General features: G+C 70.4%; 12 protein-coding genes. 2 read left to right on the forward strand and 10 right to left on the reverse strand.

Annotated elements, in window-relative coordinates:
* Positions 1-103 precede the first annotated feature (103 nt).
* Positions 104-1366 carry a histidine--tRNA ligase gene (hisS, locus tag ACFV9D_RS38335; protein WP_385157555.1) on the reverse strand — a complete coding sequence of 421 codons (1263 nt, stop codon included), beginning with the start codon at positions 1364-1366 and terminating at the stop codon, positions 104-106.
* Between the two features lie 10 nt (positions 1367-1376).
* Entirely contained in the window at positions 1377-2084 is a 708-nt protein-coding gene (locus ACFV9D_RS38340; protein WP_385157558.1) for an MBL fold metallo-hydrolase, read from the reverse strand.
* Between the two features lie 153 nt (positions 2085-2237).
* Between ACFV9D_RS38340 and ACFV9D_RS38345 the strand changes: the two genes are divergently transcribed.
* Entirely contained in the window at positions 2238-3026 is a 789-nt protein-coding gene (locus tag ACFV9D_RS38345) for a peptidylprolyl isomerase (RefSeq protein WP_385157561.1), read from the forward strand.
* Positions 3027-3213: 187 nt separating this feature from the next.
* Positions 3214-4443, forward strand: a complete 1230-nt coding sequence (locus ACFV9D_RS38350; RefSeq protein ID WP_385157564.1) for a DUF349 domain-containing protein — start codon at positions 3214-3216, stop codon at positions 4441-4443.
* A gap of 73 nt (positions 4444-4516) precedes the next feature.
* Here the strand turns inward: ACFV9D_RS38350 and ACFV9D_RS38355 are convergent, their stop codons facing one another.
* The 8 genes from ACFV9D_RS38355 to ruvC form a co-directional block, all read right to left on the reverse strand.
* Positions 4517-6991: a RelA/SpoT family protein gene (locus ACFV9D_RS38355; protein WP_385157567.1), complete on the reverse strand. Its 2475-nt coding sequence runs from the start codon at positions 6989-6991 to the stop codon at positions 4517-4519.
* 203 nt (positions 6992-7194) lie between these two features.
* Entirely contained in the window at positions 7195-7746 is a 552-nt protein-coding gene (locus tag ACFV9D_RS38360) for an adenine phosphoribosyltransferase (protein WP_385157570.1), read from the reverse strand.
* On the reverse strand, positions 7743-8831 hold the full coding sequence (gene secF / locus ACFV9D_RS38365) for a protein translocase subunit SecF (RefSeq protein ID WP_385157573.1): 1089 nt from the start codon (positions 8829-8831) through the stop codon (positions 7743-7745). Before secF ends, ACFV9D_RS38360 begins: the two co-directional genes overlap by 4 nt.
* A gap of 1 nt (position 8832) precedes the next feature.
* Positions 8833-10590, reverse strand: a complete 1758-nt coding sequence (gene secD, locus ACFV9D_RS38370; protein WP_385157576.1) for a protein translocase subunit SecD — start codon at positions 10588-10590, stop codon at positions 8833-8835.
* 144 nt (positions 10591-10734) lie between these two features.
* Positions 10735-11220, reverse strand: a complete 486-nt coding sequence (yajC, locus tag ACFV9D_RS38375; RefSeq protein WP_385157579.1) for a preprotein translocase subunit YajC — start codon at positions 11218-11220, stop codon at positions 10735-10737.
* Between the two features lie 165 nt (positions 11221-11385).
* Positions 11386-12465 carry a Holliday junction branch migration DNA helicase RuvB gene (ruvB, locus tag ACFV9D_RS38380; RefSeq protein WP_385157582.1) on the reverse strand — a complete coding sequence of 360 codons (1080 nt, stop codon included), beginning with the start codon at positions 12463-12465 and terminating at the stop codon, positions 11386-11388.
* Between the two features lie 264 nt (positions 12466-12729).
* On the reverse strand, positions 12730-13362 hold the full coding sequence (gene ruvA, locus ACFV9D_RS38385) for a Holliday junction branch migration protein RuvA (RefSeq protein WP_385157585.1): 633 nt from the start codon (positions 13360-13362) through the stop codon (positions 12730-12732).
* Positions 13359-13892: a crossover junction endodeoxyribonuclease RuvC gene (gene ruvC / locus ACFV9D_RS38390; RefSeq protein WP_385157588.1), complete on the reverse strand. Its 534-nt coding sequence runs from the start codon at positions 13890-13892 to the stop codon at positions 13359-13361. The genes ruvA and ruvC overlap by 4 nt, the downstream gene beginning before the upstream one ends.
* Positions 13893-14008 lie beyond the last annotated feature (116 nt).

The raw sequence follows: 14008 nt of genomic DNA on the forward strand, positions 1-14008 counted from the left end.
CCCCTCTCTGTGCGCGCCCCCGCCGGCGTCCAGGCGCTGGGGTCCTTGCGGCCGGGCACCACCCCGCAGCTCGCGACCGGCCCCGACGTCATGACTCCGCGGATCAGGCCAGCTTGGCCCGGACGGTGTCGACGAGCCTGTCCAGAGCCACCGCTTCCTGCTCGCCGGACTCCATGTCCTTGAGCTGGACGACGCCCTCGGCCAGGTCGCGCTCGCCGGCGACGATCGCGTACCGGGCGCCCGAGCGGTTGGCGTCCTTCATCGCGCCCTTGAGGCCCTTGCCGCCGAACGCGAAGTCCGCCGCGACGTCCGCCTTGCGGAGCTCGGTGACCTTGGCGAACAGCACGCGGCGCGCCTCGTCGCCGAGTGCCACGGCGAACACGCTGGTCGCCGCCGGGATGTCCAGCTCGACGCCCTCCGCCTCCAGGGCCAGGACCGTGCGGTCCACACCGAGAGCCCAGCCGACCGACGGAAGCGCCGGGCCGCCGATCATCTCGGAGAGGCCGTCGTAGCGGCCGCCGCCGCCGACAGCGGACTGCGAGCCCAGGCCGTCGTGGACGAACTCGAAGGTCGTCCGCGTGTAGTAGTCCAGGCCGCGGACCAGCTTGGGGTCGTCCTCGAAGACCACACCCGCCGCGGTGATCAGCGCGCGCACCTCCTCGTGGTACGCCTTGCACGCGTCGCACAGGTAGTCCCTCAGCAGCGGCGCGCCGACCAGCTGCTTCTGTACGGCCTCACGCTTGTCGTCGAGGACGCGCAGCGGGTTGATCTCGGCCCGGCGGAGCGTCTCCTCGTCGAGGTCGAGGCCGCGCAGGAAGGTCTGCAGCGCCTCGCGGTAGACGGGGCGGCACTCCTTGTCGCCGAGCGAGTTCAGCAGGATGCGGAAGTTCCGCAGGCCGAGGGATCGGTACGCCTGGTCGGCCAGGATGATCAGCTCGGCGTCGAGCGCGGGGTCCTCGGCGCCGATCGCCTCGGCGCCGACCTGGGAGAAGTGCCTGTAACGGCCCTTCTGCGGGCGCTCGTAGCGGTAGTACGAGCCGGAGTACCAGAGCTTGACCGGCAGGTTTCCCTGCTTGTGCAGGCTGGCCTCAAGGGCCGCGCGCAGCACGGAGGCGGTGCCCTCGGGACGCAGGGCCAGCTCTGAGCCGCCCTTCGTGGTGAGGGTGTACATCTCCTTGGTCACGATGTCGGTGGACTCGCCGACACCGCGCGCGAAGAGGTTGACGTCCTCGAAGCCGGGGGTCTCGATGTAGCCGTAGCCGGACTTCCGCAGCGGTCCGGAGATGGCGTCCCGCACCGCCAGGTACTTCGCCGAGTACGGCGGAATCAGGTCGTACGTGCCCTTGGGGGCCTTGAAGGTGCTCACGAAAGTCTCGTCACATTCCTCGTCGGGGAGCCTTCGCGCTCCCGAGGCCGGCGGCCACGTCCCGCAGGTACGGGTTGGTGGCGCGCTCCTGGCCGATGGTCGTCTGGGGACCGTGTCCCGACAGCACCACGGTCGAGTTGTCGAGCGGCAGGCACACGCGGGCCAGCGATTCGAGCATCTCGTCCATGTCACCGCCGGGCAGGTCGGTGCGTCCGATGGAGCCGGCGAAGAGCAGATCGCCGGAGAAGAACACGGAGGGGATCTCCGTGGTCTGCGGCATCTGGAACGTCACCGACCCCTTGGTATGACCGGGCGCATGCGCGACGGAGAACTCCAGTCCGGCGAGGTCCAGCTTCGCGCCGTCGGTGAGCTCGTGCACGTCGTCCGGCTCGCCCACGGTCAGCTCGCCCATGAGCGGCATCCCGATGGAGCGGCCGAGGGCCTTCTCCGGGTCGCTCATCATGTACCGGTCGGAGGGGTGGATCCACGCGGGTACGTCATGGGCGCCGCAGACCGGGACGACAGAGGCGACGTGGTCGATGTGGCCATGGGTGAGGACCACCGCGACGGGCTTGAGCCGATGCTTCTTGAGCGTCTCCTCGACTCCCTGGGCGGCCTGGTGGCCCGGGTCGATGATCACGCACTCCTCGCCTGCGGCGGGGGCGACCAGATAGCAGTTGGTCCCCCAGGCCCCGGCGGGGAACCCGGCAATCAGCACGATCGTCCTTAAATGTCGTCCGGCACTGGCGTGCGGCGGAGCGGAAACGGCAGATCAGAGCCTACCGGCGCTGCGTATTCCACAGCCAACCCGTATACGGTACGGGCACACCCGGCCCGGGCAGGAACGAACGAGCGACAAGGAGCAGACCCGGTGGTCAGCAGCGATCAGCGGCGGCGGCAGCTCGCCAGGGAGAAGTACGTACGGCAGCAGCAGCGACGGCAGGAGGCGCGGCAGAAGGCCAGGCGCCGGAACACCGTCATCGCCGCCTCGCTCGCCGTCGTGCTGGCCGCGGGCGGAGCGGTGTACGCCTCGGTCGCACTGACCGACGGCGACGCGAAGAGCTCCGGCGACTCCGCGGCGAGCGGTACCCCGACCCCCTCGGCGAGCGGGTCGACGACGCCCGGGCCTGCGATGGCCGTCGATCAGAAGGCCACCTACACGATGGCGCTGAAGACGAACGAGGGCGACATCTCCATCGCCATGGACGCGGCGAAGACCCCGCAGACGGTGAACTCCTTCAAGCACCTGGCCGACAAGAAGTACTTCGACGGGACGAAGTGCCACCGGCTCACCACGGAGGGCATTTTCGTCCTCCAGTGCGGCGACCCGAAGGGCGACGGCACCGGCGGCCCCGGCTACACCATCCCGGACGAGAACCTGGACTCCCTGGGCAAGGCCGGCGCGGACGGTTCGGTGACCTTCCCGGCCGGGACGGTGGCGATGGCCAACACCGGTCAGCCGGGCACCGGCGGCAGCCAGTTCTTCCTCGTCTACAAGGACACGAAGCTGCCGCCGAGCTACACCCCCTTCGGGAAGATCGACGCGGCCGGCCTGAAGGCCGTCCAGGAGGTCGCGAAGGCCGGGGTCCAGGGCGGTGCCAAGGACGGCGCGCCCAAGAAGGCCGTCACCATCGAGAAGGCCACGGTCAGCAAGAACTGACGCACGGCGCGACCGTTGAATTTCGGTCGCGCTGAGTGCGGACAGCCGGGCAGCCGGTCGCCTAGATTGGCGTTGTGCAGCGCGGTCCTGTATCCGCGTTGTTGAGGGCGGGCGAGGCCCGCCGGGAAACTGTGGACGATGCCCAGGGGGCACAACCCCCTCGTCGGCATCATGTGGAGGAGGCGCTGTGAGCAGCGACCCGTGGGGCCGCGTCGATGAGACGGGCACCGTGTACGTGCGTACTGCCGAGGGCGAGAAGGTCGTCGGATCGTGGCAGGCCGGCACTCCCGAGGAGGCACTGGCCTACTTCGAGCGCAAGTACGAGGGCTTGGTTGTCGAGATCGGCCTCCTCGAGAAGAGGGTGAAGACCACCGACCTCTCGGCGAAGGACGCCACTGCCGCGATCGACCACATCCGGCAGCAGGTCGACGAGCATCACGCCGTGGGTGACCTCGCCGCGCTGACCACCCGGCTCGACAAGCTGGTCGAGACGGTCGAGTCGCGCCGCGAGGAGCGCAAGGTCCAGAAGGCCAAGCAGACCGACGAGGCGCGTGGCGCCAAGGAGGCTCTGGTCAAGGAGGCCGAGGAGCTGGCGCAGAGCGAGCAGTGGCGGGCTGCCGGTGAGCGCCTGCGGGCGCTCGTGGACACCTGGAAGGGCCTGCCTCGGCTCGACCGGAAGTCGGACGACGAGCTGTGGCACCGGTTCTCGCACGCCCGCTCGGCCTTCTCCAAGCGCCGCAAGGCGCACTTCGCCTCGCTGGACGCGCAGCGCGAGGATGCCCGCAAGGCCAAGGAGAAGCTGGTCGCCGAGGCCGAGTCGCTCTCCAACTCCACGGACTGGGGTGGCACGGCCGCCCGCTACCGCGAGCTGATGGCGGAGTGGAAGGCGGTGGGCCGCGCCCAGCGCGAGCACGAGGACGACCTGTGGAACCGCTTCCGCGGCGCCCAGGACGTGTTCTTCGCTGCGCGCGGCGAGGTCTTCGCCGAGCGGGACGCGGAGCAGACCGAGAACCTCAAGCTGAAGGAGGAGCTCGCGGTCGAGGCCGAGAAGCTGGTGCCCGTGACGGATCTGAAGGCGGCGCGTGCGGCCTTCCGCTCCATCAACGAGCGCTGGGAGGCCATCGGCCACGTTCCGCGCGACGCCCGCCCGAAGGTCGAGGGCCGGATGCACGCGGTGGAGCGGGCGCTCCAGGAGGCCGAGGAGTCGGAGTGGCGCCGGACGAACCCGGAGGCACGCGCGCGTGCCGCGGGTCTGACGGGCCAGCTGCAGGACGCGGTCGACAAGCTGCAGAAGCAGATCGACGCGGCCCGCACGGCGGGCAACGACGCCAAGGCCGACAAGCTGGCGCGTGAGCTGGAGGGCCGCCAGGCGCTCCTCGACCAGGCGCTGAAGGGCCTGGAGGAGTTCGGCGGCTGAGAAGAGTCCGTCGTACGTACGCGAAGGGGCCCCGGTACCGAGAAGGTACCGGGGCCCCTTTCGTACGGAGGGTCTACGGCCTGCGCGCCGAGGTGACCCGGTAGACGTCGTAGACGCCCTCCACGCCGCGGACGGCCTTCAGGACGTGTCCGAGGTGCTTCGGGTCGCCCATCTCGAAGGTGAAGCGCGAGGTGGCCACCCGGTCGCGGGAGGTCTGGACGGCCGCCGACAGGATGTTGACGTGCTGGTCCGACAGGACCCGGGTGACGTCCGACAGCAGCCGGGAGCGGTCGAGCGCCTCGACCTGGATGGCGACCAGGAACACCGAGGACTGGGTGGGGGCCCACTCGACCTCGAGGATGCGCTCGGGCTCGCGGGAGAGCGAATCGACGTTGACGCAGTCGCTGCGGTGAACCGATACGCCGCTGCCGCGGGTGACGAAGCCGATGATCGGGTCGCCCGGTACGGGCGTACAGCAGCGGGCCAGCTTGACCCAGACGTCCTCGACGCCCTTGACGACGACACCCGGGTCGGCGCTGGAGCGGCGCTTGGCGCGCCCGCGCGTCGGCGGGGCGGTCTCGACGAGGTCCTCGTTGGCCGCCTCTTCGCCGCCGAGGGCCTGCACCAGCTTCTGGACGATGGACTGGGCGGTGACATGGCCCTCGCCGATCGCCGCGTACAGCGAGGAGATGTCGCTGTAGCGCATCTCGTGGGCCAGTGTGACGAGCGAGTCGCCGGTCAGGATCCGCTGGATCGGCAGGTTCTGCTTGCGCATGGCCCGCGCGATGGCGTCCTTGCCCTGCTCGATCGCCTCCTCGCGGCGCTCCTTGGAGAACCACGCGCGGATCTTGTTGCGGGCCCGCGGGGACTTGACGAAGCCCAGCCAGTCGCGGGACGGCCCGGCGCCGGCGGCCTTGGAGGTGAAGACCTCCACCAGGTCGCCGTTGTCGAGGGTCGATTCGAGCGGGACGAGCCGCCCGTTGACCCGCGCCCCTATGGTGCGGTGGCCGACCTCGGTGTGGACGGCGTACGAGAAGTCCACGGGGGTGGCCCCGGCCGGCAGCGCTATGACGTCGCCCTTGGGGGTGAAGACGAAGACCTCGTTGCGCGACAGGTCGAAGCGCAGGGACTCCAGGAACTCGCTGGGGTCCTCGGTCTCCTTCTGCCAGTCGAGCAGCTGGCGCAGCCACGCCATGTCGTTGAGGTGGTCGTCCTTGCCGGCGCTCTTCGGCACGTCGGTGCGCACCTTGGATGCGCCGGCGGAGGGATCCTGCTTGTACTTCCAGTGCGCGGCGATGCCGTACTCGGCCCGGCGGTGCATGTCGAACGTACGGATCTGCAGCTCGACCGGCTTGCCGTTGGGGCCGATGACCGTCGTGTGCAGCGACTGGTACATGTTGAACTTCGGCATCGCGATGTAGTCCTTGAACCGGCCGGGGACCGGGTTCCATCGCGCGTGGACGGTGCCGAGGGCCGCGTAGCAGTCGCGGACGGTGTCCACGAGGACGCGGATGCCGACCAGGTCGTAGATCTCCGCGAAGTCCCGGCCGCGGACGATCATCTTCTGGTAGACGCTGTAGTAGTGCTTCGGCCGGCCGGTGACGGTGGCCTTGATGCGGGCGGCGCGCAGGTCGGACTGGACCTCGTCGGTCACTATGGCGAGGTACTCGTCGCGCTTGGGCGCGCGCTCGGCGACGAGCCGGACGATCTCGTCGTACATCTTGGGGTAGAGGATCGCGAAGGCGAGGTCCTCGAGCTCCCACTTGATGGTGTTCATGCCCAGGCGGTGGGCCAGCGGCGCGTAGATCTCGAGGGTCTCGCGGGCCTTCTTCTCCTGCTTCTCCCGCTTGAGGTAGCGCATGGTGCGCATGTTGTGCAGGCGGTCGGCGAGCTTGATGACCAGGACGCGCGGGTCCTTGGCCATGGCGACGACCATCTTGCGCACGGTCTCGGCCTGGGCGGCCTCGCCGAACTTGACCTTGTCGAGCTTGGTGACGCCGTCGACGAGCAGCGCGACCTGGTCGCCGAAGTCGCGGCGCAGGGTGTCCAGGCCGTACTCGGTGTCCTCGACGGTGTCGTGCAGCAGACCGGCCATGAGGGTGGCCGGGTCCATGCCGAGCTCGGCGAGGATGGTGGTGACGGCGAGCGGGTGCGTGATGTACGGGTCGCCGCTCTTGCGCTTCTGACCGCGGTGCCAGCGCTCGGCGACCTGATAGGCCTTCTCGACCTGGCGCAGCGTCGCGGTCTCGATCTTCGGGTCGTTGGAGCGGACGATCCGCAGCAGCGGTTCGAGGACCGGGTTGTACGGGGAGGAGCGCTGGACGCCCAGCCGGGCGAGACGGGCGCGCACACGGTTGGACGAGCCGCCGCCGGAGCGGGCCACCGGGGCGGGCGCGGGCTTGGGCGTGGAGGCCGGTGCCGGGGCGGGGGCCACGGGCGCGGGCCTGCTCTCCGCGGGCTTGTTCGTGGGCGTCGCGGGGTCCGCCGCGGCCTTCTCGGCCTGCGGGTCGGGCTGCGCGGCGGAGAGTGGCTGGGCCTCGTCTGGCAAGAGCGCTCCTCGTGCGGTGCCGGGTCCCCCGGTCAGGCCCGGAAAGCCCATGGTATCGATCCGGGGCGCGCCGTGCTCACGCGCGCGAAGGGTGAGACGGCCGCCACGTGGGTAGCGGTCCCGTTCCGGGACATACCGGGAAAACGGCCGGGGCGCCCCGGGGATTCCCCGGAGCGCCCCTCCCACCGCAGGCGAGTGCGGTGTCAGACCGTGATCAGCGCCTCCAGCGGGGCGCCGCGCAGCGCGGGCTTCAGCCGGGCCCGCCCGGCGAGGAAGCCGAGCTCCATGAGGACCGCGACACCCGCGACCTCGGCGCCGGCCCGCCGGATGAGCTCCAGCGAGGCCTCGGCGGTGCCGCCGGTGGCGAGGACGTCGTCGATGACCATGACGCGGTCGCCCGCGGCCAGGTCCTCGGCGTGCACCTCGATCTCGGCGGTGCCGTACTCCAGCTCGTACGCCTGCTTCAGCGTCGCACCGGGCAGCTTGCCGGCCTTGCGGACCGGGATGAACCCCAGGCCCGCGCGGACGGCCACCGGTGCGGCGAGGATGAAGCCGCGCGCCTCCAGGCCGACGATCTTCGTCGCGCCGTGCGTGGTGCACAGCGTGGCGAGGGTGTCGGTCAGCGCCGTGAAGGCCTCCGGGTCCGCGAGCAGCGGGGTGATGTCCTTGAACAGCACGCCCGGCTTCGGGTAGTCGGGGACGTCCCGGATCCGGCTGAGGAGCAGACCGGTGGTGTCCGGTGCCTCGGCGGTCATCCGCGGCGCTCCGACGGCCTGCCGCGGCGGCCGCGCTGTCCGACGACGGCGGTCTCCGCCTCGTCCTGGACGACGGCCGTGTCCTCGTCGGCGTCTAGGGGCTCGCCCTTGTCCGCCGCGGAAGCCCGCTTGGCGAGCACCCGCTTCTTGAGCGCCTTCATCGCCGGCTCGCGTTCCTTGAGGTCGGCGACGATCGGGGTGGCGATGAAGATCGAGGAGTACGCACCGGCGGCGAGGCCGACGAACAGCGACAGCGAGATGTCGTTCAGCATGCCGGCGCCGAGGACGCCGCCACCGATGAAGAGCAGGCCGGCGACCGGCAGCAGCGCCACGACGGTGGTGTTGATCGAACGGATCAGGGTGCCGTTGATCGAACGGTTGGCCAGATCGCTGTAGGTGTAGCGGGTCTGCTTGGTGATGTCCTTCGTTCCCTCCTTGAGGGAGTCGAAGACGACGACCGTGTCGTACAGCGAGTAGCCGAGGATCGTCAGCAGACCGATGACCGTACCGACCGTGACCTCGAAGCCGACGAGCGAGTAGATGCCGACGGTGATGGTGAGGTCGTGGATCAGGGCGACGAGCGCCGCGACCGCCATTCTCCACTCGAAGGCGATGGCCAGATAGATCACCACGAGGATCATGAAGACCGCGAGACCGGTCCATGCCTTGGTGGCGATCTGCTCGCCCCAGCTGGGACCGACCAGCTCCGCCGCGATCTTGTTCTCGGCGACGTTCAGGTCCTTGGCGAGCTCCGCGCGGACCTGGTCGGACTTCTCGGTGTCGAGTCCGCCGACCTGGATGCGCAGGGCGCCGCTGCCGAGCTTCTGGACGACCGCGTCGTGGCCGGAGGCCTCTTCCGCGTACTCCTGGGCCTGCGAGACGGAGACGTCCGACTTCGGGGTGGTGAAGACGGCGCCGCCCTGGAACTCGATGCCCATGTTCAGCCCGCGGACCGCGAGGGCCACGATCGCCGTGATGGTGATCAGGATCGAGATGCCGTACCAGAGCTTGCGGTTGCCGATGAAGTCGTAGACGACCTCACCGCGGTTGAGCCGGGCGCCGAGGCTGTCGTGCTTCTTCGCCATCTCACGCCTCCTTCGGGTCGACGGGGGCGGAGACACGGCGGGAGCGGCGCAGGGGCGGCTTGGCGCCGAGGCGCTTGGGGTCAAGACCGGACCAGGCGTGACCCTCGCCGTAGAACTTGGTGCGCGCGAGCAGCGTCATCAGCGGCTTGGTGAAGAGGAACACCACGACCACGTCGAGCAGGGTGGTCAGACCGAGGGTGAACGCGAAGCCCTGCACCTTGCCGACGGTGACGAGGAAGAGCACCGCGGCGGCGAGGAACGACACGAAGTCGGAGACGAGGATCGTGCGGCGGGCGCGCGGCCAGGCACGCTCGACCGCGGGACGCAGCGTGCGGCCCTCGCGGACCTCGTCGCGGATGCGTTCGAAGTAGACGATGAACGAGTCCGCGGTGATACCGATGGCGACGATGGCGCCACAGACGGCTGGCAGGTTCAGCGCGAAGCCGATGGCCGGGCCGAGCAGGGCCATGATCACGTACGTGAGCAGCGCCGAGGCACCCAGGCTGAGCAGGGCGATCAGCGACAGGCCGCGGTAGTAGACGACCAGGTAGAGGACCACGAGCGCGAGACCGATCGCACCGGCGATCAGACCCGCCTCCAGCTGCTCACCGCCGAGGGCGGCGGTGACGGTGTCGACGCTCTGGGTGTCGAAGGAGAGCGGCAGGGCGCCGTAGGACAGGATGTTGCCGAGGTCCTGGGCGGACTGCTGGTTGAAGCTGCCGGAGATCTCCGCGTTGGCGCTCAGCGTGGTGCGCACCGACGGGGCCGAGACGACCTCGCCGTCCAGGACGATCGCGAACTGGTTCTGCGGCTCCTGCTGCTGCGACAGCTTGCTGGTGATCTTCGAGAACTTCTTGGCGCCCTCGTCCGTGAACTCCATGTTCACGATCCACATGCCGCGCTGCTGGTCGAAGGTGCCCTGGGCGTCGTCGACGTCCTTGCCGTCCACCTCGGCCGGGCCGAGGAGGTACTTCTCCCACTGGCCGATGGCGTTCTTGCCACAGGCGACGGTGGACTGCTCCGGCTTGACGCCCTGGCCGGCCTCGGCGCGCTGCTTCGGGTCGAGGCAGTTCAGGGTGGCGAACTTCTGCTCGAGGGCGGAGGTCGCGGGGTCGGTGCTCGGGGTGCCGGAGGGCTTCGGGCTCTCGGAGCTCTTCGGGGTGGCGGAGCCGCTCGGGGTCGGCGTGGGGCTCGGGGCCTTCAGGGCCTCGGAGACCGCGCGGCCCTGGGTGGAGGCGCTCGCCGACGGGGTGGCGGACTTCTCGTCCTTCTTGCCGCTGTCGGCGGTCGAGCCGGAGGCCGAGGGCTTCGGCGAAGTCGACGAGCTCGCTTTCGGCGCCGGCTGCTCGGAGGGCGCGTAGGTCAGGACGGGCCGGAAGTAGAGCTGGGCGGTGGTGCCGACCTGCTCACGGGCCTGCTTCTCGTTCACACCCCGGGGGATGTTCACGATGATGTTCTCGCGGCCCTGCGTCTGGACCTCGGCCTCGGAGACACCCAGACCGTTGACACGGCGCTCGATGATGCCGACCGCCGTGTTCATGTTGGTCTCGTTGACGGCGTCTTCCTGGCCGGGCTCGGCCTTCGCCTTCAGCGTGATCGACGTACCACCGGCGAGGTCGATGCCCAGCCGCGGCGTGGTGTGACCCGACCAGAACATTCCGCCCGTGAGCGCGACCATGGCGATCAGGATCAGAGCCAGGGCACGCCCCGGCCTGCTCTGGCCCCCCGCCGGCCTTCGGCCCTTCTTCGGTGCTGCCACCTTGTCGTTTCTCCCTGTCCAACCGTCCCGCGCCGGGTGTGCGCGGTACGGCCACGATGTGTGTGTGGGGACCTGCCCCCGCAGACGTGGAACCGTGCCGGGGACCGCGGACGCCGGTGGGCGTACCGCGGTCCCCGGTCCGGACTACTTCGCCTCGGTCTCGCCGTCGGCCTTGTCGTCCTTCTTGACCACGGTGTCGGCCTCGACGGCCTCGACCTTCTTGGTCAGGTCGGGCTTGGCGTCCTCGGTGACCTCGGCGGCGTCGTCCGAGGCGTCGGCCTCGGCGGGCTCGGCGGGCTCGGTCAGCGAGGAGGCGTCGTCCGGAACGACGGTCTCGGCGTCGGGCTCGTCGCCGTGGACGATGCGGTTGTACTCCGCGTCCTGAAGGACCGCGCCGATCGCGTTCTTCGCGTAGACGGCGTGCACGCCGGGCGCAACCTCGAGGAGGACGGTCTCGTCACCGATCTCCTTGACGGTGGCGTACATCCCCCCGATCGTGCGTACGCCGGTGCCGGGCTGCATCTCGTCGCGCATCTGCGCGGCCGCCTGCTGCTTCTTCTTCGCAGAGCGGGTCATCAGGAACATGGCCCCGATGAGGACGATGAAGGGGAGGAGGGTCACGATACTCACGGGACGGGTTTCCTTCGCACGGACGCGGAGAACCCGCGGCCTGATCTTCGGGGGTGGGCGTGCCGGCCAGAAAGGTCGGCATCGGCGGAGTCTAGGCGAGTCCGCATCATTGGAACAACGTCCAGCATCGCACCCTGGTTCCTACCCCGACGAGTCTCCGCGCCGTCACGCCCCGAAGAGCCCCTGTTGTCCGCTTCCTGGCGCGCCCGGGGCCGCTGCCTGCGGCGGAACGAGTCCGAGATGTGTCCATGCCGCGGGAGTGGCGACGCGACCACGGGGCGTACGCGCCAGGAGACCTTCCCGTACGAGGAAGGGTTCGGCGACCTCCTCGACGGTCTCGCGCTCCTCCCCCACCGCGACCGCGAGGGTGGAGAGGCCGACCGGCCCGCCGCCGAAGAGCTTGAGCAGGGCCTCCAGGACGGCCCGGTCCAGCCGGTCGAGCCCGCGGCTGTCCACCTCGTACACCCCGAGGGCGGCGGCGGAGATCTCGCGGGTGATCACTCCGTCGGCCTTGACCTGGGCGTAGTCGCGGACGCGGCGCAGCAGGCGGTTGGCGATCCGGGGGGTGCCGCGGGAGCGGCCGGCGATCTCGGCGGCCCCGGCGGTGTCGATCTCGACGTCGAGGAGTCCGGCGGAGCGGTGGATGACGCGCTCGAGCTCGGAGGGGTCGTAGAACTCCATGTGACCGGTGAAGCCGAAGCGGTCGCGGAGCGGGGGCGGCAGGAGTCCGGCCCTGGTGGTGGCGCCGACCAGGGTGAAGGGCGGCAGCTCCAGGGGGATGGCGGTGGCGCCGGGGCCCTTGCCGACGATGACGTCGACGCGGAAGTCCTCCATCGCCATGTAGAGCATTTCCTCGGCGGGGCGGGACATGCGGTGGATCTCGTCGAGGAAGAGGATCTCTCCCTCCTGAAGGGAGGAGAGGATCGCGGCGAGATCGCCGGCGTGCTGGATGGCGGGGCCGGAGGTGATCCGGATCGGGGCGTTCATCTCCGCCGCGATGATCATCGACAGGGTGGTCTTGCCGAGGCCGGGGGCGCCGGAGAGCAGGACGTGGTCGGCGGTGGCGCCGCGCTGGCGGGCAGCCCTGAGGACCAGGTCGAGCTGCTGGCGCACTTTCTCCTGACCGACGAACTCGTTGAGGTCCTTGGGGCGCAGGGCCGCCTCGACGGCCTGGTCGTCGCTCTCGGCGGCCGCGCCGACGATGCGCTCCTCGGCGGCCGGTGCGATGTCGTCGTCCCAGTTCACGGTGTCTGCCTTCGTGGTGGTGGTGCGGTACGTGTCTGCGGGGCGGGGGCCGCTGCGCGGGGCTCCTTCCCCACCCCGCCCCTTCCCGAACTGGGGCTCCGCCCCAGACCCCGCGCCTCAAACGCCGGCGAGGCTGAATTCCGCCCTCTGGGCGGAACTTCAGCCCGTCCGGCGCTTTAGGACACGGCCGCAGGCCGTACGGGGGTCTGGGGGCTTGCCCCCAGTTTCGGGAAGGGGCGGGGTGGGGAAAGAGGCCCCGCAGGGCTATCTGGCGCGGTTCAGGGTCTGGAGGGCGGCGCGCAGGAGCTGCGGGACCGGGGCCGAGCCGCCGGAGGCGATCGCGGCCTCGGCCTGCGGCGTCACCGCCGACACCGCCTCCTCCGCCTCGCGCGACGCGTACCCGAGGCCGATCAGCGCGGCGGACAGCTGCTCCGTCCACGGCGCCGGGCCGGAGGCCACCGCGCGCTGGGCGCCGACGAGGCCGCTGCTGCCCAGTGGGGCGCCCAGCTTGTCCTTCAGCTCCAGGAGGAGCTTCTGCGCGCCCTTCTTGCCGATGCCGGGCACGGCGGTCAGCGCCTTCTCGTCCCCGGTGGAGACCGCGAGGCGCAGCGCGTCCGGGGAATGCACGCCCAGCATCGCCTGGGCCAGCCTCGGTCCGACTCCGCTCGCCGTCTGGAGCAGTTCGAAGACCTGCCGCTCGTCGTCGTCGGCGAAGCCGTACAGCGTCAGGGAGTCCTCACGGACCACCAGGGACGTGGCCAGCCGGGCCTCCTGACCGATCCTCAGGCCGGCGATGGTGTTCGGGGTGCACTGGACGGCCATGCCGACGCCGCCGACCTCGACGACCGCGGTGGTGGGGGCGAGCGCGGCGACCGGGCCGCTGACAAAGGCGATCATGCGGAACGGCCTTTCGATGCGTGATGGGCGGCGACGGCCTGCTGGAGGCGGTTCTGTGCGGGGGCCCGCCAGATGTGGCAGATGGCCAGGGCGAGGGCGTCGGCGGCGTCGGCCGGCTTGGGTGGGGCGGAGAGCCGGAGCAGCCGGGTCACCATGGCTCCGACCTGGGCCTTGTCGGCCCGCCCGCTGCCGGTGACGGCGGCCTTGACCTCGCTGGGGGTGTGCAGGGCGACGGGGATGCCGCGGCGCGAGGCGCAGAGCATGGCGACGGCGCTGGCCTGCGCGGTGCCCATGACCGTACGTACGTTGTGCTGGCTGAACACCCGCTCCACGGCGACCAGTTCGGGCGAGAAGCGGTCGAGCCACTCCTCGATGCCGCGCTCGATGCCGACCAGGCGGACGCCGATGTCGGCGTCGGCCGCCGTCCGCACCACGCCCACGCCGACCATGGTCAGGGGCCGCCCGGCGACGCCTTCGACGACGCCGACCCCGCACCGGGTCAGCCCCGGGTCCACCCCGAGCACGCGCACCTGAGCCCCTCCCTGGACCTCGGACCGTCTTCGTAAATCTGTTTGTGCAGGCTATCCGCTGGCACTGACAACGCCGCACAAACGGCGGCGGGCCGACGGGGGTGTGTCCCCGTCGG

Origin of the sequence: Streptomyces sp. NPDC059875 (genome assembly GCF_042731085.1) — a bacterium.
Lineage (GTDB): Bacteria > Actinomycetota > Actinomycetes > Streptomycetales > Streptomycetaceae > Streptomyces.

Bases quoted from the DNA above. Each gene is read 5' to 3' on its own strand.
- ACFV9D_RS38360 (WP_385157570.1), bottom strand. From the start codon at position 7,746: ATGACCGCCGAGGCACCGGACACCACCGGTCTGCTCCTCAGCCGGATC.
- secF (WP_385157573.1), bottom strand. From the start codon at position 8,831: ATGGCGAAGAAGCACGACAGCCTCGGCGCCCGGCTCAACCGCGGTGAG.
- ruvA (WP_385157585.1), bottom strand. From the start codon at position 13,362: ATGATCGCCTTTGTCAGCGGCCCGGTCGCCGCGCTCGCCCCCACCACC.